General features: G+C 63.4%; 20 protein-coding genes and 1 rRNA gene. 15 read left to right on the top strand and 6 right to left on the bottom strand.

The genetic code is table 11. The annotated features are described in order from the left end of the window. Positions 1–4 precede the first annotated feature (4 nt). A 5S ribosomal RNA gene (rrf, locus tag ACUN9Y_RS19290) occupies positions 5–120 on the top strand. Between the two features lie 401 nt (positions 121–521). Here rrf and ACUN9Y_RS19295 read toward each other — a convergent pair. Then, positions 522–1,436, bottom strand: coding sequence for a LysR family transcriptional regulator (locus ACUN9Y_RS19295; RefSeq protein ID WP_445462360.1), 915 nt, complete (start codon positions 1,434–1,436; stop codon positions 522–524). Between the two features lie 108 nt (positions 1,437–1,544). On the opposite strand from ACUN9Y_RS19295, the gene ACUN9Y_RS19300 reads away from it, so the two are divergent. The 3 genes from ACUN9Y_RS19300 to ACUN9Y_RS19310 are packed head-to-tail and all read left to right on the top strand — an operon-like array spanning position 1,545 to position 4,557. After that, on the top strand, positions 1,545–1,751 hold the full coding sequence (locus tag ACUN9Y_RS19300; RefSeq protein WP_445462361.1) for a hypothetical protein: 207 nt from the start codon (positions 1,545–1,547) through the stop codon (positions 1,749–1,751). After that, positions 1,748–3,193, top strand: coding sequence for a sodium:solute symporter family protein (locus tag ACUN9Y_RS19305; RefSeq protein ID WP_445462362.1), 1,446 nt, complete (start codon positions 1,748–1,750; stop codon positions 3,191–3,193). The genes ACUN9Y_RS19300 and ACUN9Y_RS19305 overlap by 4 nt, the downstream gene beginning before the upstream one ends. 35 nt (positions 3,194–3,228) lie before the next feature. After that, positions 3,229–4,557 (top strand): amidohydrolase, encoded by a 1,329-nt coding sequence (locus ACUN9Y_RS19310; protein ID WP_445462363.1) that lies wholly within the window; start codon positions 3,229–3,231, stop codon positions 4,555–4,557. Between the two features lie 136 nt (positions 4,558–4,693). Here ACUN9Y_RS19310 and ACUN9Y_RS19315 read toward each other — a convergent pair whose 3' ends face one another. Continuing rightward, complete coding sequence (locus tag ACUN9Y_RS19315) at positions 4,694–6,784, bottom strand: TonB-dependent receptor family protein (RefSeq protein WP_445462364.1); 2,091 nt, start codon at positions 6,782–6,784, stop codon at positions 4,694–4,696. Positions 6,785–7,069: 285 nt separating this feature from the next. Here ACUN9Y_RS19315 and ACUN9Y_RS19320 point away from each other — a divergent pair, with 285 nt between their 5' ends. From ACUN9Y_RS19320 to ACUN9Y_RS19330, 3 genes are read left to right on the top strand one after another with little or no spacing between them, the layout of a single operon-like run. Next, a complete protein-coding gene (locus ACUN9Y_RS19320) occupies positions 7,070–8,119 on the top strand; it encodes a TRAP transporter substrate-binding protein (protein ID WP_445462365.1) in 1,050 nt (349 codons plus the stop codon). Positions 8,120–8,124: 5 nt separating this feature from the next. Continuing rightward, positions 8,125–8,652, top strand: coding sequence for a TRAP transporter small permease (locus ACUN9Y_RS19325; RefSeq protein WP_445462366.1), 528 nt, complete (start codon positions 8,125–8,127; stop codon positions 8,650–8,652). Further along, the gene (locus ACUN9Y_RS19330) at positions 8,642–9,928 is read left to right on the top strand and encodes a TRAP transporter large permease (RefSeq protein ID WP_445462367.1); all 1,287 of its coding nucleotides are present in this window, start codon (positions 8,642–8,644) and stop codon (positions 9,926–9,928) included. Before ACUN9Y_RS19325 ends, ACUN9Y_RS19330 begins: the two co-directional genes overlap by 11 nt. A gap of 99 nt (positions 9,929–10,027) precedes the next feature. On the opposite strand, the gene ACUN9Y_RS19335 is transcribed toward ACUN9Y_RS19330, so the two are convergent. Then, entirely contained in the window at positions 10,028–10,939 is a 912-nt protein-coding gene (locus ACUN9Y_RS19335; RefSeq protein WP_445462368.1) for a helix-turn-helix domain-containing protein, read from the bottom strand. A 204-nt stretch (positions 10,940–11,143) separates the two neighbouring features. Between ACUN9Y_RS19335 and pobA the strand changes: the two genes are divergently transcribed. Both pobA and ACUN9Y_RS19345 read left to right on the top strand, forming a co-directional pair. Beyond that, positions 11,144–12,328 carry a 4-hydroxybenzoate 3-monooxygenase gene (gene pobA / locus ACUN9Y_RS19340; RefSeq protein WP_445462439.1) on the top strand — a complete coding sequence of 395 codons (1,185 nt, stop codon included), beginning with the start codon at positions 11,144–11,146 and terminating at the stop codon, positions 12,326–12,328. Positions 12,329–12,502: 174 nt separating this feature from the next. After that, entirely contained in the window at positions 12,503–13,369 is an 867-nt protein-coding gene (locus tag ACUN9Y_RS19345) for an ion transporter (RefSeq protein ID WP_445462369.1), read from the top strand. A gap of 60 nt (positions 13,370–13,429) precedes the next feature. Here ACUN9Y_RS19345 and ACUN9Y_RS19350 read toward each other — a convergent pair whose 3' ends face one another. The 3 genes from ACUN9Y_RS19350 to ACUN9Y_RS19360 all read right to left on the bottom strand — a co-directional run bounded on the left by ACUN9Y_RS19350 (position 13,430) and on the right by ACUN9Y_RS19360 (position 15,283). Continuing rightward, the gene (locus ACUN9Y_RS19350) at positions 13,430–13,927 is read right to left on the bottom strand and encodes a PepSY domain-containing protein (protein WP_445462370.1); all 498 of its coding nucleotides are present in this window, start codon (positions 13,925–13,927) and stop codon (positions 13,430–13,432) included. A gap of 530 nt (positions 13,928–14,457) precedes the next feature. After that, positions 14,458–14,814, bottom strand: coding sequence for a hypothetical protein (locus ACUN9Y_RS19355; RefSeq protein WP_445462371.1), 357 nt, complete (start codon positions 14,812–14,814; stop codon positions 14,458–14,460). Further along, a complete protein-coding gene (locus ACUN9Y_RS19360) occupies positions 14,804–15,283 on the bottom strand; it encodes a PepSY domain-containing protein (protein WP_445462372.1) in 480 nt (159 codons plus the stop codon). Before ACUN9Y_RS19360 ends, ACUN9Y_RS19355 begins: the two co-directional genes overlap by 11 nt. A 155-nt stretch (positions 15,284–15,438) precedes the next feature. On the opposite strand from ACUN9Y_RS19360, the gene ACUN9Y_RS19365 reads away from it, so the two are divergent. The 6 genes from ACUN9Y_RS19365 (at position 15,439) to ACUN9Y_RS19390 (ending at position 21,819) form a co-directional block, all read left to right on the top strand. Next, on the top strand, positions 15,439–15,861 hold the full coding sequence (locus ACUN9Y_RS19365) for a PepSY domain-containing protein (protein WP_445462373.1): 423 nt from the start codon (positions 15,439–15,441) through the stop codon (positions 15,859–15,861). 35 nt (positions 15,862–15,896) lie between these two features. Continuing rightward, positions 15,897–16,571: a winged helix-turn-helix domain-containing protein gene (locus ACUN9Y_RS19370; RefSeq protein ID WP_445462374.1), complete on the top strand. Its 675-nt coding sequence runs from the start codon at positions 15,897–15,899 to the stop codon at positions 16,569–16,571. A gap of 11 nt (positions 16,572–16,582) precedes the next feature. Continuing rightward, positions 16,583–17,956, top strand: coding sequence for a sensor histidine kinase (locus ACUN9Y_RS19375; protein ID WP_445462375.1), 1,374 nt, complete (start codon positions 16,583–16,585; stop codon positions 17,954–17,956). 149 nt (positions 17,957–18,105) lie between these two features. Next, positions 18,106–19,056, top strand: a complete 951-nt coding sequence (locus ACUN9Y_RS19380) for a sugar-binding transcriptional regulator (protein WP_445462376.1) — start codon at positions 18,106–18,108, stop codon at positions 19,054–19,056. Positions 19,057–19,451: 395 nt separating this feature from the next. Further along, complete coding sequence (locus ACUN9Y_RS19385) at positions 19,452–20,807, top strand: ABC transporter substrate-binding protein (protein ID WP_445462377.1); 1,356 nt, start codon at positions 19,452–19,454, stop codon at positions 20,805–20,807. A gap of 121 nt (positions 20,808–20,928) precedes the next feature. Beyond that, positions 20,929–21,819 (top strand): carbohydrate ABC transporter permease, encoded by an 891-nt coding sequence (locus ACUN9Y_RS19390; RefSeq protein ID WP_445462378.1) that lies wholly within the window; start codon positions 20,929–20,931, stop codon positions 21,817–21,819. The last annotated feature ends 23 nt before the right edge of the window (positions 21,820–21,842 follow it).

Genomic DNA, 21,842 nt, shown 5'->3' on the forward strand with positions numbered 1-21,842 from the left:
TTCGCCTGACGACCATAGCGTGCGGGAACCACCTGATCCCTTGCCGAACTCAGCAGTGAAACCGCTCAGCGCCGATGGTAGTGTGGGGTCTCCCCATGTGAGAGTAGGTCATCGTCAGGCACTTATTCTGAAGAAGCCCAATTCCGAGAGGAGTTGGGCTTTTTTGCATGCATGGGGCAGGCCCCCCTTTTTTATTCGTGGGGCCGCGCCGAACGAAAATAACCTCGGTGCGGTCCGGCCTGGCTTTTCGTAACGGAGGCTCGTGTCGTTCGTCCCCGCTTTTCTTGTTGCGGCGACGTTGTAACCCGCGGTGGGACTCACCCCCATGTGAGACCGGTGTGAGAGCACCAGGAAGCCGGCCGGTCCGTCAGGCACTTATGATGAAAAGCCCGATTATCGAGAGAGATAGTCGGGCTTTTATCATCAAGAGGCTTATCCAGCGCCATAGGCATGGAACGGTCCTGGTTATACGTCAGTCGGGGCAGCCCCGACATCATTGTTCGTCCAACGCCTGAACTCGCTCACGCGACCGGCTCAGGATGGTCAGTCTTGCCTCGTTGGTCGATGAGCCGAATGAGGTTGGCTAGTGGCGGCGAATCATTGCCTTGGCGCCAGGCGAAGCGTAGAGGCATATCGCAATCGTCAAGTTCATCGAGACGGAGGTACTGGATACCAGGCATCGGATGGGCCGCGGCGGAGTCTGGCACGATAGCGATGCCGAGCCCTGCGGCTACCATGCTCAGGATGGCGATGTTATCGGCGCCGTACTGGACCACCTTCGGGTGGAAGTTGTGGTGATGAAAGTGTCCCATCACTCGGTCGTGATAAGCGGGAGATGCTTGTCGAAACCCCCAGATGAAGTCCTCACCTTCCAGCTCCGACAAGCGCTTGGGCGGCTGGCTGGTCCAGGCAGAGGCCGCGGGTACGGCAAGGATCAGAACGTCTCGATGGTAATCGCGACAGAGGATGCCGGACTCGTCGTCGTGCTGGAGGTACAGGAGCCCTGCGTCGAGCGTTCCCTCTCTCAGGCGTTCCAGTGTTGGACCCGATAACAGTGGATAGACTTCCAGGGCGATATCCGGATACCGGCGGCGGAAGTCGGCTAACAGCGACGACACTCGAGGCACCCACAAGTGGGTGACCGTAATGCCCAGGCTCAGGCGACCACTGATACCGCTGCCGAGTGCCGAGAGCCGGCCGCGCAGCTGGTCGCGATGGGCCAGAAGCTCACGGGCCTCTTCGACCAGGGCGCGACCGGCCACGGTCATGACCATGCCGCGCGCCTGGCGCTCGAAGAGGCGGGTTCCCAGATCTTCCTCGAGTAGCCGTATCTGGCGCGTCAGTGCCGGCTGAGCGACGTGAATGCGGCGGCTGGCGGCAGTGAGCGAGCCGGCTTCGGCGACGGCGAGAAAATAGCGTAGCTGGCGAAATTCCATGACGAGCCATGCTGGTTTGATATGGAGGGCATCAAGTATAGATATTTCTGATATGGCCTGAAAGCTTCCATAGTGAGGGTGCCTAATAATTCCAAGACGGGACCTCTCATGACAAAGCGCTACCATCTCGCCGTCACGGCCCACTTCGCTGTTTGTGTGCTGGCGATGGTCTGGCCGGGAGCCCTGATCGCTAATCGCATTGAGCCCTATGTCCTTGGTCTGCCCTTCCTGTTCTTCTGGTACGCCGCCTGGATGATGGTGCTGTTCATCGGCATGTGGGTCGCGTACGCCGTACGCCACGGAGTGCGGTCATGAGTGATTCCGTCGTGGTGATGGGGATTACGCTGGCTTACCTGGCCGTGGTCCTGTGGGTGGGCATTCGTGCGCGGGGGCAGGGTAGCTCCAACCTGGAAGGCTACGTTGCCGGTGGGCGCCATATTGGTGTAGTGATCCTCTTCTTCATACTCGGCGCCGAGATATTCTCGGCGTTTTCGTTTCTTGGCGGCCCAGGCTGGGCCTATGACCGCGGTGCGCCGGCGTTCTATATTCTGGCTTACCTGGGGTTGGCACCGATTACCATCTGGGCGTTGGGCCCGAAAGTCGCGAGCTTGGGGAGAGAAAAGGGCTATCTGACCCAGGGGGACCTGATCGCCGATCACTATGACAGCCGTCCGCTTGGCGTGCTGGCCGGGGTCATCGGAGTTCTCGCCATGGTGCCTTATCTGACGATTCAGATCGCCGGCGCTGGCCTGTTGTTCCAGGCGGCGACCGACGGGCTGGTGCCGTTCTGGCTCGGTGCCTTGCTGGCCTTCCTGGTGGTGGCCGTATACGTCTTTACCAGCGGTCTCAACGGGATCGGTTGGACCAATCTGCTGCAGGGCATCATGATGATCGTCATCGCCTGGTTTCTGGGGTTGGCGATCCCGCAGCACCTCTACGGTGGCGTCGGTGAGATGTTCCAGCGCCTGGCGCTGGAGGCTCCCGAGTATCTGACCATGCCTGGCGCCAAGGCCATGTCCTGGGGCGCCTTCAGCACAGCGGTGCTGGTCAGTGCCTTTGGTGGCTCGATGTGGCCGCACCTGTTCATGAAGTTCTACTCTGCTGACAGTGGCCAGAGCCTGCGCAAGGTCAGTGTCTTCTATCCGCTCTACGCTTATCTGCTTATCCCGCTGTTGCTGATCGGTTTCGCCGGCATCCTGGTGTTTGCCGAAGCCCCGCTGGACCGGCCCGACAGGGTGCTGCTGGAACTCGTCGTCAACGTCTCGGATTTTCCTGCTTGGGTCATCGGCCTGATGCTCTCTGGCGCGTTGGCTGCGGCCATGTCGACCGGTGCCAACCTGGCCCACACGGCTGCCGTGATCATGGCTCGTGATGTGCTTGGGCCATCGCTGCTGCGCGATGCAACGGATGCTCGAATGGTTTTCACCACCAAGGTCTGCGTTCTGGTGGTGTCGTTGGTTGCCTATGTCTGTGCCTTGGTCAATCCGGCGTCTCTGGTCACGCTGCTGCTTGGCGCCTACGGGATGATCGTTCAGCTCTCTCCGATGGTGCTGGGAGCGCTGTTCCTGCCCGCGTTGACACGCCGGGCCGTGTCCATGGGGGCACTTGTCGGGAGTCTTGTCTTTCTCACCTGTCAGTTCCTCGTGGCGAGCCCTCTTGGCTGGCACGCGGGGTTCTGGGGCATTGTCGCTAACGTCGCGGTGTTGCTGCTGTGGCAGACCCGTATCGAGAAGATCAGCGTGACGCCTGTCGCCTGACTGTCCACCCTCAATGACAACACTAAGGACCTCCCATGACTCAGACCTACGATAGCGTATCGCTCAAGTCCATGATCGAGGCGCAGCTCGATGAGCATCTCGATGGTGTGACCGCGCTATACCGGCGTCTTCACGAGCATCCGGAATTGCCTTTTCAGGAGCATAAGACCAGCGCCCAGGTTGCCGAGGCGCTGCGGGCGCAGGGCTTCGAGGTAACGCAGGGGGTGGGTGGAACCGGCGTCGTGGCGATGCTACGCAACGGCGATGGCCCGACGGTGATGCTGAGAAGCGACCTGGATGCGTTGCCGATTCTTGAAGATACCGGTGTCGATTTCGCCAGCCGGGATACGGGGCAGACGCCGGATGGCCGGCAAGTGCCGGTGATGCACGCTTGCGGCCACGACCTCCACTCCAGCTGTCTGGTGGGGGCTGGCGCGGTACTGATGGCGCTGCGAGAGCACTGGCAGGGGACGCTGATGTTGATCGCACAGCCCGCCGAGGAGATCTTCGGCGGCGCTCAGGCGATGCTCGCCGATGGCCTCTACGACCGGTTTGCGCGCCCGGATATCGTTCTTGGGCAACACAATATGCCGGCGTTGGCCGGCACCGTAGGTCATACCGAGGGCCAGGCCATGGCGGCGGCGACCACGCTCAAGGTGACGGTACACGGAGCCGGGGGGCATGGGTCGATGCCGGCGCAGACCATCGATCCGGTAGTGATCGCCGCCCATATCGTGACGCGGCTTCAAACCATCGTCGCTCGGGAGGTGCCTCCGGAGCAGACCGTGGTCGTGACGGTGGGCAAGCTGGTGGCCGGCACCCAGGGCAACATCATTCCCCATTCTGCGGAGATGGAGGTCAATGTTCGCGGCTTCGACGATGCGCTCCACCGTAGGGTCCTGGAAGCCATCGAGCGGATCGTGCGTGCCGAATGTGAGGCTGGCCGCTCACCTAAACCCCCGGAGTTTGAAGTGCTGACCGAAACCATCACCCTGCGCAACGACGACGCGGCGGTTGCCCGAGTGCGCGCCAAGCACGCAGAGTTGCTCGGCGAATCGACGTTGTTCGACATGCCGAGGGTCAACGGGAGCGAGGACTTCCCGTACTTTGGCAATGCCGACGCCGGTGGCTTCGGTGGTGATGATATTCCTTGCGTGTACTGGTTTGTGGGCGCGACTCCCGACGCGCGTTGGCAGCAGACCCCGGGCGAGAGCCTGAGCGAAAAGCTGTCGCAGCTGGAGATGCCGCACTCGCCGTACTATTTTCCAGGCAACGACGTGACCGTGCGCACGGCGATGGCGGCGTTTGCGGCTGGGGCCTTGGCATGGCTGGCTCCCAGGGAAAGAGACACGCCGGGCGCTTGACGCCACCCCGGCAAGCCAGCGGCTGCGAAACCACTCGTTGGAGGACGCGACGCAACGATAATCCAGTGCTACGTGGCACTGGATTTTTCGGTCGGACACTGGGAGCGCCGAGCTTAAGGGCTCGCGGACAGGACCGCTAGAATTCCACCTCCAGCCCCGCATATACCGAGCGGTCGGGGGCAGGCTCGAAGTAACGGTTCCCTGTGGCGTTGATGCGCACGTTGGCGTAGTGCTCTTCGTCGAACAAGTTCCGCACGCCGAGGTAGCCGGAAAGCACCGTGTCGGCGCCGATACGCCACCCGTTGCCGGCGCGCAGGTTGACCAGCCAATAGCTGTCCACCTCCACCCGGTTGGCGTTGTCGGCCATCATGTCGCCAACGTACTGCGTCTCGAGGGTGGCAAACGGGCGTTCGCTTCCATTGCCTTGGCCATACCAGGTGAACTGGTTGACCCAGGTGGTTTCCGGAAGCCCCGGCAGGCGGTTGCCATCGAGATCATCGACGCCTTCGACATCGTCGAACTCGTAGCGGGCCAGCGTCAGGGCGCTGTCCAGGCGTATGCTGCGTGATGGCTGCCAGCCCAGTGCCAGTTCGATGCCATCGCGGGAGGTGTCGCCCGCGTTGGTATAAAAGGTACGCCCGCTCGCCCCTTCATAAGGCACCAGCTCGTCCTCGACATCGATGGAGAACAACGCCACGTCATAATCCAGCCCCAGTCCCAAGGTACCCCGTGCTCCCAGCTCACGGCTCCAGGCTTGCTGTGGCTCGATCTGCGGATTGAAGCCACCGCTGCCATCGGGGTTGGCGAACTCGGCAAAGGTGGGGGTCTCGTAGGCGGTCCCGGTGTTGGCATACACCTGATGATGGGGGCGGTAATGGTAGCTCGCGCCAAGGCTGCCGCTGGCTTCGCGGAAGGTGCGATCGCCGCTTTGGTCGCCATCGCTCAGGTAATCATCGTCGACCTTGAGATCTACCCGGTCGAAGCGTCCACCGAGCGATACTGTCCAGGCCTCGCTGAGAGAGAGGTCGGCCTGGCTGAAGACGCCGAGAGAGTCGGCGGTCTGTGTCTCGTCGGCCACTTCGCCGGTCACGCGACCATCGAATGCCACGTCACGACGATGGCGGTCGTCCTGTTGTCGTGCGCCTTCCAGGCCGACCATGAAGGCCACAGGCATGCCTGCGATGCTGGCTTGCTGGCGATACTCGGCGCTGACTCCAAAGTGCTCGCGGTCATAATCGATCAGGCTGTCCCCGGGGTAGGGCAGTTGCTGCTCGAAGTCGCGCCAGGTGGTGAAGCCCTTGAGCGAGAGTTCGCCGGGGCCGAACCCCCGGTCTTCGTACTGCAGGCCCAGTACCTGCTGGTCGACTCGTTGGCCGGTATCGTACTCCTCGGTGAAACGCCCGGCCTGGCGACGGTCGCTATCGACCTGGTCCTGGGTCAGGCCACCGGGATCTTCCGAGCGCGGGTTGTCGAGCAGGTTCAGGATCGCGGTCAGACGACGCTCGGAGTCGAGGTCGCGGGATAGTTTGGCGTTGAGCTGGTTCTTCTCTACGCGGCTGTGATCGCGATAGCCCGCCTGTTCCAGCCTCGAAGCGCTGACATGATAGGCCCAGCCGGCATTCGTGCCGCCGGTGGCCAGGGTCTGCTTGTTGTACCCATCGCTGCCGATGGCGGCGCCGATTCGGGTCTTGTCTTCGCCTTCTCCACGACCATCCGCGGTGGTGACGGCGATGACTCCGCCTGCGGCATTGCCGTACTGCACCGACGAAGGGCCACGAATGACCTCGATGCGCCGAGCACTGTCCAGGTCGATGGCATCGAGTTGGGCCTGGCCGTCGGGCAGGCTGTAAGGAACGCCGTCGACCATGACGGTCACGCCGCGGACGCCGAAGGGGGCTCGGGCCCCGAAGCCGCGGATCGATACGCGAGCCCCCTGAGCGAAGTTGTCGCGGTTCTGGATGAACACCCCCGGCACCGTGACTAACGACTCGTCGATGTGCACTCTTTGCCGCCCCTGGGCAATCGCGTCGTGCTCCACCACCGAGACCGCCAGCGGTGTGGCGTACAGCTCTCGGGCGAGGCGCGGGGCCGTCACCGAGACGGGGGGCAGGGTCAGGCTGGTGGCTCCCTCTGCCTGGCCGGCGGCGCTATCGACGGGTTGGGCGAGGGCAGGGGAGCCGAGGCCGCAGCCCACCACGAGCGCGGATGCGAGACGAAAGGCGGTCATGGACGTCCTTGATGGGGAGAGCTGGATCGATTCGCCTAGAGTCTAAAGAAGACGCTTCAGAATAGGTAGATGATAAATACCTAATGCCTGGTATCCGGTGGAAACGCGCGACGGTTTCCTCGTCGCAAGACGGGCCTAGACCAAAGTCGCTTTTCGTCTTGAGCGCCGGTAGTTTACCTTTCTGTTGAAATAACGAACTGATGTTCTCCATGCGAACTTTTCTACGACAGCGAAGCGAGCAGAAGAAATGTCGGTCGATATAACGATAACTCCCGGAGGATCCCCATGAAGCTTACCCAGACGCTACCTACCACGCTCGCGAGCTGCCTGCTGGCCGCATCCATCGCCGCTGTATCGGCCACCTCGGCCCAGGCTGCCACCACCCTGCGCATGGCTCACTTCTGGCCGGGCGCATCGGGTATCAACACCGAGATCTTCGAGCAATGGGCCAAGACGGTCGAGGAGGAGTCTGGCGGTGACCTGCGGGTTCAGCTATTTCCGTCAGGCACCCTGGCCAAGCCCGACGATATCTATGAGGCGACGGTAAACGGCATCGCCGACATCGGCGCCACGGCGCAAGGCTATACGGCGGGGCGCTTCCCGCTAACCCAGATCGTTGAGTTGCCCGGCGTATCGGATACCGCGGTCCAGGGCTCGTGCATCCTGCAGACGCTCTATGATGATGGTCTGCTCGACGAGGAGTACGCCGATACCAAGGTGTTGTACATGTTCACCACCGGCCCGGGCTACATCCATACCGTGGATACCGACGTCCGGACACCGGCGGATCTCGAGGGCTTGCGCATTCGTCGCCCCACGGCGGTGGCCGGCGACATCCTAGAGAACATGGGCGCAAGCCCTGTCGGCATGCCGGCGCCGGATATCTATACCTCCATGCAGCGCGGTGTGATCGACGGCCTGAGCTTCCCCTGGGAAGGCATGAAGGGCTTTCGCATCAACGAACTGGTCGAGTACCACACCCAGGTACCGTTCTATTCGTTGGTCTTCGTGGCAACCATGAGCCAGCGCGCCTACGACCGCCTGAACCCCGAACAGCAGGCGGTGATCGACGACAATTCCGGCATGAAGTGGGCCGAGAATGCCGGCGAAGTCTTCAGTGCCATCGACCAGGTGGGCAAGCAGGAGGCCGAGGACGCCGGGCATACCATTCGCGTGGTCGACGATCCGCTCAATGACCCGGATTGGGCGGCACCGCTTGAGAAGGGCATTGAAGACTACCTGTCTGGGCTCGAAGAGCGCGGTCTGACCCAGGCTCGCGATGTCTATCAGGCCGCGCTTGCCGCGCGTGACTCCTGCTCGACGAAAGCGGAGTAAGCGCCATGCGTGAACCTCTCGAACGGGTCAGCCATTGGCTTGCCCTCGGCTGTCGTGTCGTCGCCGGCATCGCGTTGGTCGCACTACTGGCGGTGACCATCGGGGATGTTGTCACGCGCTATCTGCACCGCCTGACCGATGGTGTCATCTCGCTTAGGGTGATGGGCAGCGTGGAGCTGGTGAGTTACTTCATGCTGTTCTCACTATTGGCGGCCATGGCCGCCAACGTCGAGAAGAGTCAGGTGGTGGTGGAGGCCTTCTCCCATCGCCTGCCGCGGTCCTTTGCCGCTCGCTTGAATGGCGTCTATCTGCTCGGCTTTGCTGGACTCGGTCTGGTATTGTTCGTCGGCTTGCTCGGGGCGGCGTCGAGTGCTGCCGGTCACGGCGAGGTGACGCAGGATCTGCGTCTGCCGATGAGCCCGATCTATCTGGTCGCGGCGGTGCTGAGCCTGTTGCTCGGTGTGCGTAGCCTGATTCATGCGCTGCTCGGCGCCTTGTATGCGGTAGACATGGAGGTGTCACATGGCGACTGAAACGATCGGCGCCATCGGCCTTGGCCTACTGCTGGTGTTGATGGTCCTGCGGGTTCCGGTAGCCCTATCGATGCTGTTGGTTGGCGTGGGTGGCTTCTCTCAGGTGATCGGCTGGGAGGCGGCGGTCTCCATGCTCAAGTCGGTGCCGGTGGAGGTGCTCTCCAACTACAGCTTCAGCGCGGTGCCGATGTTCATTCTGATGGGGGTGCTGGCCGCCCACTCGGGCATGGCCGGCAAGCTGTTCCAGTCGGCGCGGGTGATCTGCGGCGGCTGGAAGGGGGGCCTGGCCATCGCCGCGATCGGCTCCTGCGGGATATTTTCGGCGATCTCCGGCTCGTCCTTGGCCACCGCCAGCACCATGACGCGGGTGGCGCTGCCGGAGATGGAGCGCTACGGCTATCATCGCGGGCTGGCCACCGGGGCGCTCGCCGCTGGCGGGACGCTCGGCATCATGATTCCGCCGAGCATTGCGTTGCTGATCTACGCCATTCTCACCGAGCAATCGGTAGGTGACATGTTCATGGCGGGCCTGATTCCGGGCCTGATGGGGCTCGCCTTCTATGCCCTGACAGTGAGCGTGGTGATGCGGTTGAAGCCGTCGCTGGCGATCGCAGGGGTGCCGACAGGCTGGGGGGAGAAGCTTGCCTCCCTCGGCGGGCTGGTGCCGTTCTTTGCGGTCTTCTTGATCATGATCCTGGGCATCTACTTCGGCATCTTCACGCCGACGGAAGGCGCCAGTGTCGGGGCCTTCGCGACCCTGCTCTATGCACTGGCCAAGGGCCTGCGTGCGCGCGAGCTGTGGGCCGCGGTACAGGAAACGCTGGCGCTCTCGGCGGTGGTGTTCTTCATGCTGGTGGGGGCCGAAACGCTCGGCTACTTCATTTCGGTGTCGCGCATCTCGTTCTCGATCAGCGATACCCTTTATGCGATGGAGCTGTCGCCCTTCGTGGTGGTGCTGTGCATCCTGGCGATGTACTTCGTGCTGGGCATGTTCATGGACTCCATCGCCATGCTGGTGATCACGGTGCCGGTGGTGTTTCCGATCATCCAGTCGCTGGGGATCGACCCGGTGTGGTTCGGCATCATCACGGTGCTCACCGTGGAGCTTGGCTTGATCACGCCACCGGTGGGCATGAACGTGTTCGTGATCAAGGCCATGGCGCCCCACGTGGGGCTCGGCGAGATATTCCGTGGTGTCTCGCCGTTCATTGTCTCCGACTTCCTGCGCTTGGCATTGCTGCTGGCCTTCCCGGTGCTTGCCACGCTGTTCCTGTAGGGCTCGGGGGCACCGCCGTGAGATGGCGGCGGCGCCTCTTGCCCGTAGACTCTGGCGCCCCCTTTCCAGGGGGCGTCGGCGTTTGTGGCGGGCACCCGCTCAGTCCTGGCGGCGCTGGCGCTGGCGAAACGCGCGAGGGGCGAGGCCCGTCAGGCGCTTGAAGAAGCGTGTGAAGTAGGCGGGCTCCGAGAAGCCCAGACCGTCGGCGACCTGGGCAATGGTCAGGTTGGTGTAGGTCAACTCGCGCTTGGCCTCGAGCAGCAGCCGCTCGTGGAGCATCATCAGGGCACTGCGTCCGGTAAGCCGGCGGCACAGGGTGTTGAGGTGCGCGGCACTCAGGTCGAGCTCCTGTGCCAGGTCGGCTACACCGGGTTGGCGTCGAAACTGGGTCTCGATCAGCGTCTGGTAGCGGGTCAGGTGGCGATGAGAGCGATCGTTGTCGCCGCGCTTCGTCGCACGGGACCCATCGCCCACGGCAAGCCGTGAGGCTTCTATCGTCAGCGCCTGCACCAGCGCGCCCAGTAGGCTATCGCGGCCCTGGGCGGGGCGTCGGTACTCGCTGTCGATATGCTCGATGAGCGTCGTCAGATGGCCGTGGGCCTCACCTTGGGGGAGCGGTTGAGCGCTGGGACGTCGCCACACCCTGGCCTGTTCCGGCAGGGCGACTTCGAGACGCTCCACGAGGGGGGCCGCCAGGGTCAGAATATGCCCGTCGATGTTCTCGGAAAAGTGAAACCCGTGGATGGTCATGGGGGGCACCACGATGGCAAGCGGCGCCTTGAAGCGCTGCCGGTGACCCTCCAGTTCCAGGCTGATGTCGCCACCGCGAAGCACCAGCAGATGCATCAGGTCGGCGTGGCGATGAGGCTGGATCCGCCAATCGTGCAGGCGACTGCGTTCGGCGATCGACTCGCAGTGCAGCAGGTCCGGTGTCGGCCAGTGCTCGATCTCGCCATAGAGGGCGAAGATCGGCACGGTTTCCAGTCCGGAAGGGGCAGCAGGGCGGGGCATGTCACCTCCTCGGGGTCGGTGGGACGGCTTCGACCAAAGTCGAGGAAAAATCTTCGGAAAGTCCAATTCACCTGCCGAATATTGCCTTATCTGCGGTGCTATTTCAGTGAAAAATACAACCTATAACGATAATCGCGATTCCCTCCCTGCTCCTGCCGTCGACGAGGCCATACCATGACGACTACCGCACCGCCCCCTCAGATCCTGACCACCCGTGTCGCCATCATCGGCGCCGGCCCTTCCGGGCTGCTGCTTGGACAGCTGCTGGCTCGCCAGGGCATCGCCAACGTGATTCTCGAGCGCAAGAGCGGTGAGTACGTCCTCGGGCGAATCCGTGCAGGCGTTCTGGAACAAGGCATGGTCGACCTGCTGCGGGAAGCCGGTGTCAGCGAGCGAATGGACGCAGAAGGTCTGCCCCATGACGGCTTCGAGCTGGCCTTCGACAATCGCCGCGTGCGCGTGGACCTGGCCGGTCATACGGGGGGCAAGCGAGTGATGATCTATGGCCAGACGGAGGTCACTCGTGACCTGATGGCGGCGCGCGAGGCCGAAGGTGGCATCAGCTACTACGAGGCCGATGCGGTGACCCCTCATGACCTCGAGACGGATGCGCCTTACGTGACCTTTACCCATGCTGGTGAATCTTACCGACTCGACTGCGCTTATGTGGCCGGCTGCGATGGCTATCATGGCGTGTCGCGGCGCTCGATCCCGGAGGAGCGTCTCAAGACCTTCGAGCGCGTCTATCCCTTTGGCTGGCTGGGCATGCTGTCGGACACACCGCCGGTGACCGATGAGCTGATCTATGCTCGTCATGATCGCGGGTTCGCCTTGTGCAGCATGCGCTCGGAGTCCCGCAGTCGCTACTACGTTCAGGTGGGCCTCGAGGAGAAGGTCGAGGACTGGTCTGATGAACGCTTCTGGGACGAGCTCAAGCGCCGCCTGCCCGATGAGGTGGCCGCGCAGCTGGTCACGGGGCCGTCGCTTGAGAAAAGCATCGCGCCGCTGCGCAGCTTCGTGGTGGAACCGATGCAGTATGGCCGCCTGTTTCTGGTCGGTGATGCCGCTCACATCGTGCCGCCAACCGGAGCCAAGGGCTTGAACCTCGCCGCCAGCGACGTCAATACGCTGTACCGTCTGCTGCTGAAGGTCTTCCGGGAGGGGCGCACGGACTTGATTGAACGCTACTCGTCAACCTGTTTGAAGCGGATCTGGAAGGCCGAACGCTTCTCTTGGTGGATGACCTCGATGCTGCACCGATTCAGCGACGAGGAGGACTTCGAGGCGCGCATGCAACTGGCCGAGCTCGACTATCTCACCGGGTCTGAGGCGGGCCTGACGACCATCGCGGAGAACTACGTCGGGCTGCCGTACGAGACGCTGGAATAGCTTTCGGCAAGGACCGTCAACAAGATCTGGCTTGGCGGCGCCATCAGCGAGCGCCGCGGCCTACCGCCCTTTGTCTCGTGTGGCCAGGCTCCAGTACCTTCTGTCGCCGACTAGGCAGGTCGCGGTGCTTGACGTACTGTCATGGGCCAACCGCCAATGCCTGCACGCTCTGCCATGACCCAAGACCGCTTGACGCCGTTTCAGATCCTGATCCTGATCCTTTCCTTCTACGTGCTTGGCGCGATGGCGGTGCAGGAGCTCAATGACCTCACTCCCGAAGTCGAGGAACTGCTGTCGACCCTCGACCTGGTTGTCTGTGTCTTCTTCTTCGCCGATTTTGCCATTCGCTTTTACCAGGCAGACGACAAGTGGCGTTTCATGCGCTGGGGGTGGATCGATCTGCTGGCGAGCATCCCGGTCAGCTTCTTGTTCGCCGGACGCCTGATTCGCGTGGTTCAGATCATCCGCATGCTGCGAGCGATCAAGTCGGTGCACTTGATCTGGAGCCTGATGTTTCGCAACAAGGCCAAGGGCATCTTCGCCTCGGTGGCGTCGGCGACCTTGTTGCTGCTGATTTTCGGCTCGGTGGTGATACTGGTGGTCGAAGGCCCCAACCCCGCAAGTTCCATTGACACCGGCGAGGAGGCGTTGTGGTGGGCTTTTGTCACCGTGACCACCGTCGGTTACGGCGACTACTATCCGGTCACCACCCTGGGGCGTGTCGTCGCTGCCCTGTTGATGGTGGCAGGGGTGGGGCTCTTCGGGAGTTTCGCCGCCTATGTCGGCTCGTTGTTCATCGATGACCAGGAAGACGAGTCCGAGCGCTTGCACCGAGCCAATCGCGAGATGATGCGGGAGCTGCATAAGGAAATTGTGGCGTTGCGCCAGGAGGTGTCGTCATTGCGCGGGGAGTTGAGTGGCGCTGCGGCCGACGACGGTAACGCGCCGCCGGGGGCCCAGGCCGCGACGGAGCGCCCCACACCGGGTCCGAGGCCGAGCGTGAAGGACGCGGCCTCGGACCCTGGGCAGAAAAAAGAGTAGCGAGGGGCCTCGCTACTCGATTTGCTCATCGCTTGATGCGTGCACCAGCGAAGGCCCTACCTAGTCGTCCTGATTGACGCTGGTGACCTCGAAGGAGTCCCGGGCCAGGCTCAGCTCGAGCTCTCGATGCTGATCGTCATAGCCCTCGACTTCGATGTGTCCGTAGCCGTCCGCGTCGATTGACGAGATCTGCACGATGCCCGATGCCTGGGCGCTGTCCAACGCCTTGCCGACGTCTTCGGCGCTGAGGCTCCACTCTGGCGCCTGACTCTGAGTGGCGTTGCGTTGTTCGCGCAGAACGCTGCCGTCGTCGAGAGACAGGTCGACGTCCAGACGCGTACCGTCGTTATGCCAGCCTTCGGCTTCGAAGCGATTGCCATCGTCGATGCTGAGCTCGTCGAAGCGGACGAAGCCGTAGTCGCTGGCAGCCTGGGTCATGCTGTCGAAGCGATCGCGTGGACTGCTTTCATCGGCCATGGCGGTCGTGGCCAACGGCACCAGCAGTGCGCCACTGAGAGCCAGGGTAGCAATCGTCAGGGTAAGAGGCTTGCGAGTCATGATGTCGTTCCTTGTTGGCTGAGTAGGTTACCCGGCGATCCTTGCTCCCGGGAGTGACGCCAGTATCGCAAGGTCCACCTGTCGTCAGCCTGACAGCTTCGTTCATGTTTCATTCATGAATCCGGGGGAAGCAGACCAAGCGTGGAGAAGTGCGGCAAGAGCGCGGCAAGAGCACGGCAAGAGCACGGCAGGAGCACGGCAGGGGGCGCCAGTGAGCACGGCAGGAGCGCGTCAGGAGCGCGGCAGGAGCACTGCAAGAGCGCGTCAGGAGCGCGACAGGAGCACTGCAAGAGCGCGTCAGGAGCGCGGCAGGAGCACTGCAAGAGCGCGGCAGGAGCACGGCAGGAGCGCGGCAGGAGCACGGCAAGAGCGCGGCAGGAGCGCGGCAGGAGCACGGCAGGAGCACGGCAGGAGCACGGCAGGGGGCGCCAGTGGTGACCCGGATAACGTCAGGCGGCGCCGGGCAGGGAATGCCTCGGCGCCGCCATCGTTGCTGCTGGGTTGGCTGCGAAATGAGTGTTGCGCGGGTATTAGCCGCGCTGGTCGGGGCGGACTTGGTAGTCACCCTCCAGCACCTGGTGAGGGCGCGTATCGCCATGGTCGCCGTCAGGATTGATCTGTTCGGCGTGCTCAGCGCGATAGTTATCCATGCGCTTTTTCATCTTATGCCGAACGAAAGGCATCATCGCCCAGCCGACCAGCAGGAAGATCAGTCCGAGCAGCGTGCCGACGACCATCATGACGCCGAAGAAGAGCCAGGTGAGGATGAGCTTCGGGCCGCTCATGCGGGACGTGGGGCGCGCCTGGCGGGCCCGCTCCTGCCACTGCTGGGCCGCTCGCCAGGCGGCATTCTGAGCGCGGTCTTGCTGGTGTCCATTAGTCGTCATGATTCACTCCGGTAACCTCGAAGGTATCGCGCGTCATGCGCACTTCCACTTCGCGTTGCTGATCATCGTAGCCTTCGATCTCGATGTCGCCTGTACGATCGACATCAAAAGAGCCGAATTGTTGCAAGCCCGATGCCTGAGCGCTATCCAGCGCCCGGGTGACGTCATCGCCACTGAGGCTCCAGTCGGGAATCTCGCTCTTGCGCTGCTCTTCGCGAATGACGCTGCCATCGGTGAGCTGCATGTCGATGTCGAGTTGCCAGCCGTCATCGCGCCAGCCTTCGACCTCGAAGCGGTTGCCGTCATCGACGCCGAACTCATCGAAGTGGGTGAATCCGTACTCGCCGGCAGACTGGAGCAGGGTATCGAGCTGCTCGCGGGAGACGCTGCCGTCGTCGGCCAGGGCGGTGGTCGCCATGGCGCCGGTCAGAGTCAGGGTGGCGAGGCTGAGAGTCAGGGGCTTCATCATGGTGTCGAATCCTTGCGTTGCTTGATGATGGTCTTTCGCCGGGAGCGGTTGGCGCTGCGTTGGCGAGTGGAGCCATACTGGCAGCCCTGACCTGTCATCGAGCTGACAGTGTCGTTCATGTTCCATTCATGTTGCATACGGCAAACTTCGCGCCCATGAGATACCTGATACGATCGACGCTGACGGTGTGCTTGTTGGCCACCCTATGGGCGATGACCTTTGCGCCGTTGCCCTCCGCTGGCGCTCGCCTCGGTGAAGGCGACGCGGGTGGCGGTATCGTTCACGCTTTCGGCATCGGCCACGCCCATGCCGATGACGACGATGCCGGCTGGCGTGACCTGCACCAAGAAGTGGAGCAGGGCCGTCTGGTTGGGCTGCCTAGCGTGCTTGATTGGCTGGAGGCGCATTACATCGGCCAAGTGGTAGAGGTCGAGCTCGAACGCGAGGATGGCGCCCCGGTATACGAAATCGAAATGATCGGCCCCGAGGGGCAGGTAGTGGAATTCGAGTTCGATGCCGTGAACGGCGAACTGATTGGCATCGAAGGCGTTGGCATCAAGGAGATGCAGCGACGCTAGCGGGCCCGGGCAGGGCACCAGACAAGGAGCGTGGCATGAAGATTCTGCTCATCGAGGATGATCAGGCGCTGGCCGAGGCGCTGGCCGAGTCGCTCAGGGATGGCGGCCTGCTGGTCGAGACGGCGGGCAGCGGCGGCGACGGTGATTTTCTATTGCGCACCGAGCGCTATGACGCGGTGATCCTCGACCTGGGCCTGCCCGATGGCGACGGTACCCGGTGGCTGGCCCAGTGGCGCGATGACGCCATCGATCTGCCGGTGCTGGTGTTGACCGCTCGTGAGCGCTGGTCCGACAAGGCCGCCGGCTTTTCGGCGGGCGCCGACGACTACGTCACCAAGCCGTTCGAGACTGCCGAGGTGTTGTTTCGACTGCGTGCCCTGGTGCGCCGAACCCACGGCCATGCCCACCCGGTACTGAACGCGGGCGATCTGAGTTTCGATACCCATAGTGGCAGCGTCACCCTGGCCGGGCGCCCGGTGACCCTCACCGCCCAGGAATCTCGACTGCTGGCTTACCTGATGCATGCCCGTGAGCGGGTGGTGAGCCGCGTCGAGCTGTCCGAGCACGTCTACGACCGTGACCATGAGCCCGACTCCAACGTCATCGACGTTCAGATCAGTCGCCTGCGGCGCAAACTCGGCGGCGAGCGGATCGTCACCCTGCGCGGCCAAGGCTATCGCCTGGTGGCCGTCGACGCCGACGGCGAGTGAAGAGGCGCATCATGGGGCTGATGGCGAACATGTCGCGCTGGACCCTGGCGCGCCGGCTGATCATCGCCTCTGTGGTACTGGTCATGGTCATCGTGCCGCTGGTCGGGGTGGGACTTTCCTACAGCTTTCGGGAGTCCGCGTCGGCCTCCTTCGACGAGCGCCTGGCGTCGATGCACAAGGTGCTGCTGGCCGCGATGGAGCAGGACCCGGTCAGCGGTCAGGTCGTGGTCGACGATAGCCTAGGCGACTCGCGCTTTGGGCGTGTGTTCTCCGGCTGGTACTGGCAGATAAGCGACGGCCAGGGGCTCAATCGTGTGTCGCGGTCGCTGTGGGATCAGCGGCTGCCTCTGACCGCCGATGGTGGCACCCGGTGGCGAACCCTGAGTGGCCCGCGCGGCCAGTCCCTGCGCCTGGTGGAACGCACCTTGCGCCTGCCCGGCCAGCCCTACCCGATTCACGTCAGCCTCGCCGTCAGTCGTCAGGAACTTCAGGCCGAAGTCGCGCGCTTCGAGTGGTTGCTGTGGTTGTCATTGGTGGCGCTAGGCGCGCTGTTGCTGGGTGGCCTGGCGCTGCAGATTCGCTGGGGACTGGCGCCATTGAGGGCTCTGCATCGTGATCTGGCGGCGGTAAAGAGCGGAGACCGAGGGCACCTCGACACGCGCTTGCCGGGAGAACTCGCCGATGTGGCCAGCACCATGAATGACGTGCTCGACCACGATCGGCGGATGATCGAACGGGGCCGTGCCGCCGCAGGCAATCTGGCCCACGCGCTGAAGACCCCCGTCAGTGTGCTGCAGGCCCAGGCCGACCGATTGCCAGCGACCGAGCGGCGGCAGGTGCGTGAGGAGGTAGCGCGCATCGACGCCGCCGTGCGTCACCACCTCGCCCGGGCGAGTGCCGCCGGCAGTGCGGTGCTGGCAGGGCCCGTGCGGGTCGCCGAGGTGCTGGCGCCGGTGGTCAATGGCCTGGAGCGCTTGGCCGGCCGACGCGGTATCACCCTTAAGCGCGATATTCCGGCGCAGTTGACGCTGCGAATCGATCCTCAAGACCTTCAGGAATTGACCGGTAACCTGCTCGAGAACGCCATGGACTGGGCGTCTTCTCGCGTTCGTCTCACGTTTTCTCTGGCCCACGGGGGGAGCTGCCTAAGCCTCGCGGACGATGGTCCTGGCATGACCGAGGCGCAGCGCAGCACGGTGCTGGCGCGGGGCGTTCGCCTGGACGAACAGCGTGCCGGCAGTGGCCTGGGGCTCGCCATCGTCGAGGATCTCGTGACCCTCTACGGCGGCCGCCTGACCCTGGGAGAATCCGACCTGGGGGGCCTTGCGGTGGACGTCTGGCTGCCCGGCGCAGACCAGCCTCAGGGCTCCGGCGCGCGACGCTAGGCACGCAGCGTCAGCGCAGAGGCCGACGATTCGTCGAGACACCTGGTGGGGCCGGTTGCCGTTGCTGGTCGCAGATGCCGGCGGGTGCATTGTGCAATTCACCGCACCTTGCGATGATGCCGGCTTCGATAACCGTCAGCGAGCCGCGTGTGGACAAGTTCGAGGTCAAGTTGGATCAGGCGGCGCGGGCCGCTTGGCTGTCCTACGTGGGTGGCCGCACCCAAGATGACATTGCCGCCCAGCTCGGGGTATCGCGCCCTGGGGTACAGCGACTGCTGGCGCTGGCCCGCCAGGAAGGCCTGGTCAAGGTCCATATCGATCATCCCATCGCCCATTGCACGGCGCTGTCTCAAGCCATTCGTGAAGCCTTCGAACTCGACTACTGCGATGTGGTGCCGGCCGCCAGCGACACCCTCGACAGCACGCCGTACCTGGCCGTGGCAGGCGCCGATCGTTTGGCCCGGCTGATCGAGCGCAGCGAGCCACAGACGCTGTCGCTGGGCTCCGGGCGCTCGGTTCGGGCCATGGTCGAGGCGCTCAGCCGTATCGACCGCCCCCAACACCGCTTCGTCTCCCTGGTCGGCAACGTCGCTCGAGACGGCTCTTCCAACCGCTATGACGGGGTGATGATGGCCGCCGACAAGACCGGCGGCGAGCGTTTCCTGCTGCCGACGCCGGTGGTCGCCACGACGGTGGAGGAGAAGCAAACGATGATGGCCCAGCCCCTGTTTCGCGCCGTGGGGGAGGTGGCTAAACAGGCCCAGGCCGCCTTCATCGGCGTCGGGCGCATCGATCGCCAGGCGACCCTGTTCCAGGATCATTTCATCAGCGAGGCGGAGCTCGACGAACTGCTGTCGCTGAATGCCGTGGGCGAGCTGGTGGGGTGGCCCATGGATGCCCACGGGCGATTGATCGACTGCTCCACCAGCCGCCGGGTGACCAGCCTCGCGCTGGAGCTGTTTCGTGATCACGCGATGGTGGCCCTGGCCGGTGGTCGCGACAAGGGCCCGGCGATACTGGCGGCCTTGCGCGGCGGTTGGCTCTCGAGTCTGATTACCGATGAGCACGCCGCGCGATACATCGTCGATCAACTGGGCTGATGTCCCGGTGGTGGGGCCGGTGCGTGTCGACGGTTGTCCCCGTCGCGTAGCGCGGTGACCTGCGGCCGGCAACGACCGGCTTCCCTCCTGCGGTATGGCTCCACGTGGAGCCTCTGATCCCCCTGTGGTGCGGCTCGCCGCGCCTATACAGCTAAAGTCTACCCACCGAGGCTTTGCGTTTTGCCGGCTCCTGTTCGATCATTTGATCATTCAATGATCGGATTGATCATTTTCATAGGCAAAAACACTCGCCGAAGGGAAATGCCGTCGCACCGCAGTCGCTGGCCGCAAGCTTGGCCAAGATCCGCAGGCGACGGGCAGCAGGCAGGTGATTCCGTCACGATACCGACAATAACAAGCTCGCCCCGCGGGCCCCCTACGAACAGGAGTGCGTCATGAACCACCCTTACCCCCTGTCCTGCGTCGCCGGTTTTCCGCGCAAGCCGCTGGCCCGTCTGATCTCGGTGGCCGGTGTCGCGGCCTTCGGTGCCTCGGCGGCTCAGGCCGAGACCATCACCGTCGCGACCGTGAACAACAACGACATGGTCATCATGCAGGGCCTGACGGACGCGTTCGAAGCCGCTCATCCCGATATCACCCTGGACTGGGTGGTGCTGGAAGAGAACGTGCTGCGCCAGCGCATGACCACCGATATCGCCACCCAGGGCGGTCAGTTCGATGTGATGACCATCGGCAGCTACGAGGCGCCGATCTGGGCCGAACGTGGCTGGCTCGAGCCACTCGGTGATCTACCCGCCGACTATCGCGTCGATGACCTGCTTAAGCCTGTGCGCGATGGCCTGAGCCATGACGGAACCCTGTACGCCTTACCGTTCTATGCCGAAAGCTCGATGATGTACTACCGCACGGACCTCTTCGAGCAGGCTGGCATTGCCATGACCGAACAGCCGACCTGGGAAGAGGTCGGCTCCTGGGCCGAGACGCTGAACGACCCAGACAACGATGTGGCCGGCATCTGCCTTCGCGGCAAACCGGGTTGGGGCGAGAACATGGCCTTCGTCTCGACCCTGGTCAATTCGTTCGGTGGGCGCTGGTTTGACATGCAATGGAACCCCGAGATCGACAGTCCGGCGTGGAAAGACGCGATAGGCTTCTACGTGGACCTGCTCGACAACTACGGTCCGCCAGGCGCCAGTTCCAACGGCTTCAACGAGAACCTGGCGCTCTTCTCCCGCGGCAACTGCGCCATCTGGGTCGATGCCACGTCGGCGGCCGGCAAGCTGTTCAACCCCGATGAATCCCAGGTCGCCGATCGCTTGGGTTTTGCGCCGGCACCGGTGGCCAAGACGCCAAAGGGCTCCCATTGGCTGTGGGCCTGGTCGCTGGCCATCCCGGCCTCGTCGGATTCGAAGGACGCGGCACGCACGTTCATCGCCTGGGCCACTTCCCAGGAGTACGTCCAGCTGGTCGGTGAGTCCGAGGGCTGGACCAGTGTGCCGCCAGGGACGCGCGCCTCGACCTATGACAACGAGAACTACGTCGAGGCCGCTCCCTTCGCCAGCTTCGTGGTCGAGGCGATCCGCGAGGCCGATCCCACCGATTCGTCCCTGGAACCCAACCCCTATATTGGCGTGCAGTTCGTTGGCATCCCCGAGTTCCAGGCCGTCGGTACCCAGGTCGGCCAGATGGTCGCCGCGGCCTTGGCCGGTGAGACCAGCGTCGAGCAAGCGCTGTCATCGGCGCAGCGCGCCACCGAGCGGACGATGCAGCGTGCCGGCTATCCCAAGTAAGGCTGGCGCTCTGTCCTGAGTGTTTTGGTGCACTCGACGCCGCGTCGATCGCCACTCACCCGCCGAGACTCACCCGCCGAGGGGCATCCGCCTCTCGGCCCTACTTCGAGTGTGATCCGTCATGAACAAGGCTCGAACTTCCGGCCGCTCCGTCGGAGGGTTGCGTACCCTCTCGCTGCAGGCACCCGCGGTCACTCTGCTGTTGCTGTGGATGATCGTGCCGCTGGCGATGACCGTATGGTTCTCGTTTCAGCGCTACAACCTGTTGATGCCCGACATGACCGGCTTCGCCGGCGTCGAAAACTACGAATACCTGCTCACCGATCCGGCGCTGTGGTCGGCCATGGGCACCACCCTGCTGCTGGTGGGGTGGGTGCTGGTGATCACCGTGGTTGGGGGAACCTTGCTGGCGGTGCTGTTCCAGCAAGACTTCATGGGCCGCGGTGTGGCGCGAGTGCTGGCGATCTCGCCGTTCTTCGTCATGCCCACCGTCAGCGCCCTGGTGTGGAAGAACATGATGATGCACCCGGCCAACGGTGTGCTGGCATGGGTCGCCGAATCCCTCGGTCTGCCGGCGCTGGACTGGTTCTCCAGCCTGCCGCTGACCTCGGTGATCATCATCGTGGCGTGGCAGTGGCTACCCTTTGCCCTGCTGATTCTGCTTACCGCCATGCAGTCGCTCGACGACGATCAGGTCGAGGCGGCGCGCATGGACGGGGCGGGCCCCATCGCGGTGTTCTTCTATATCACCTTGCCGCATTTAAAGCGTGCCATCAGCGTGGTGATCATGATCGAGATGATCTTTTTGCTGACCATCTTCGCCGAGATCTTCGTTACCACCTCGGGTGGCCCAGGGCTTGCCACCACCAACCTGGCTTACCTGATCTACATCCGCGCCCTGCTCGATTTCGATGTCGGCACGGCCTCCGCCGGTGGGGTGATCGCGATCATCCTCGCCAACATTGTCGCCATCTTCCTGGTCCGCATGGTGGCCAAGAACCTGGAACAGTGACACTCGCATCGCTCTGGAGGTTT

The organism is Halomonas sp. V046, assembly GCF_052645355.1.

Coding starts and splice junctions, on each gene's coding strand:
- ACUN9Y_RS19385 (WP_445462377.1), top strand. CDS start 19,452: ATGAACCACCCTTACCCCCTGTCCTGCGTCGCCGGTTTTCCGCGCAAG.
- ACUN9Y_RS19365 (WP_445462373.1), top strand. CDS start 15,439: ATGAGATACCTGATACGATCGACGCTGACGGTGTGCTTGTTGGCCACC.
- ACUN9Y_RS19295 (WP_445462360.1), bottom strand. CDS start 1,436: ATGGAATTTCGCCAGCTACGCTATTTTCTCGCCGTCGCCGAAGCCGGC.
- ACUN9Y_RS19315 (WP_445462364.1), bottom strand. CDS start 6,784: ATGACCGCCTTTCGTCTCGCATCCGCGCTCGTGGTGGGCTGCGGCCTC.
- ACUN9Y_RS19345 (WP_445462369.1), top strand. CDS start 12,503: ATGACCCAAGACCGCTTGACGCCGTTTCAGATCCTGATCCTGATCCTT.
- ACUN9Y_RS19330 (WP_445462367.1), top strand. CDS start 8,642: ATGGCGACTGAAACGATCGGCGCCATCGGCCTTGGCCTACTGCTGGTG.
- ACUN9Y_RS19300 (WP_445462361.1), top strand. CDS start 1,545: ATGACAAAGCGCTACCATCTCGCCGTCACGGCCCACTTCGCTGTTTGT.
- ACUN9Y_RS19305 (WP_445462362.1), top strand. CDS start 1,748: ATGAGTGATTCCGTCGTGGTGATGGGGATTACGCTGGCTTACCTGGCC.
- ACUN9Y_RS19335 (WP_445462368.1), bottom strand. CDS start 10,939: ATGCCCCGCCCTGCTGCCCCTTCCGGACTGGAAACCGTGCCGATCTTC.
- ACUN9Y_RS19355 (WP_445462371.1), bottom strand. CDS start 14,814: ATGACGACTAATGGACACCAGCAAGACCGCGCTCAGAATGCCGCCTGG.
- ACUN9Y_RS19320 (WP_445462365.1), top strand. CDS start 7,070: ATGAAGCTTACCCAGACGCTACCTACCACGCTCGCGAGCTGCCTGCTG.
- ACUN9Y_RS19360 (WP_445462372.1), bottom strand. CDS start 15,283: ATGATGAAGCCCCTGACTCTCAGCCTCGCCACCCTGACTCTGACCGGC.
- ACUN9Y_RS19325 (WP_445462366.1), top strand. CDS start 8,125: ATGCGTGAACCTCTCGAACGGGTCAGCCATTGGCTTGCCCTCGGCTGT.
- ACUN9Y_RS19375 (WP_445462375.1), top strand. CDS start 16,583: ATGGGGCTGATGGCGAACATGTCGCGCTGGACCCTGGCGCGCCGGCTG.
- ACUN9Y_RS19370 (WP_445462374.1), top strand. CDS start 15,897: ATGAAGATTCTGCTCATCGAGGATGATCAGGCGCTGGCCGAGGCGCTG.
- ACUN9Y_RS19310 (WP_445462363.1), top strand. CDS start 3,229: ATGACTCAGACCTACGATAGCGTATCGCTCAAGTCCATGATCGAGGCG.
- ACUN9Y_RS19350 (WP_445462370.1), bottom strand. CDS start 13,927: ATGACTCGCAAGCCTCTTACCCTGACGATTGCTACCCTGGCTCTCAGT.
- ACUN9Y_RS19390 (WP_445462378.1), top strand. CDS start 20,929: ATGAACAAGGCTCGAACTTCCGGCCGCTCCGTCGGAGGGTTGCGTACC.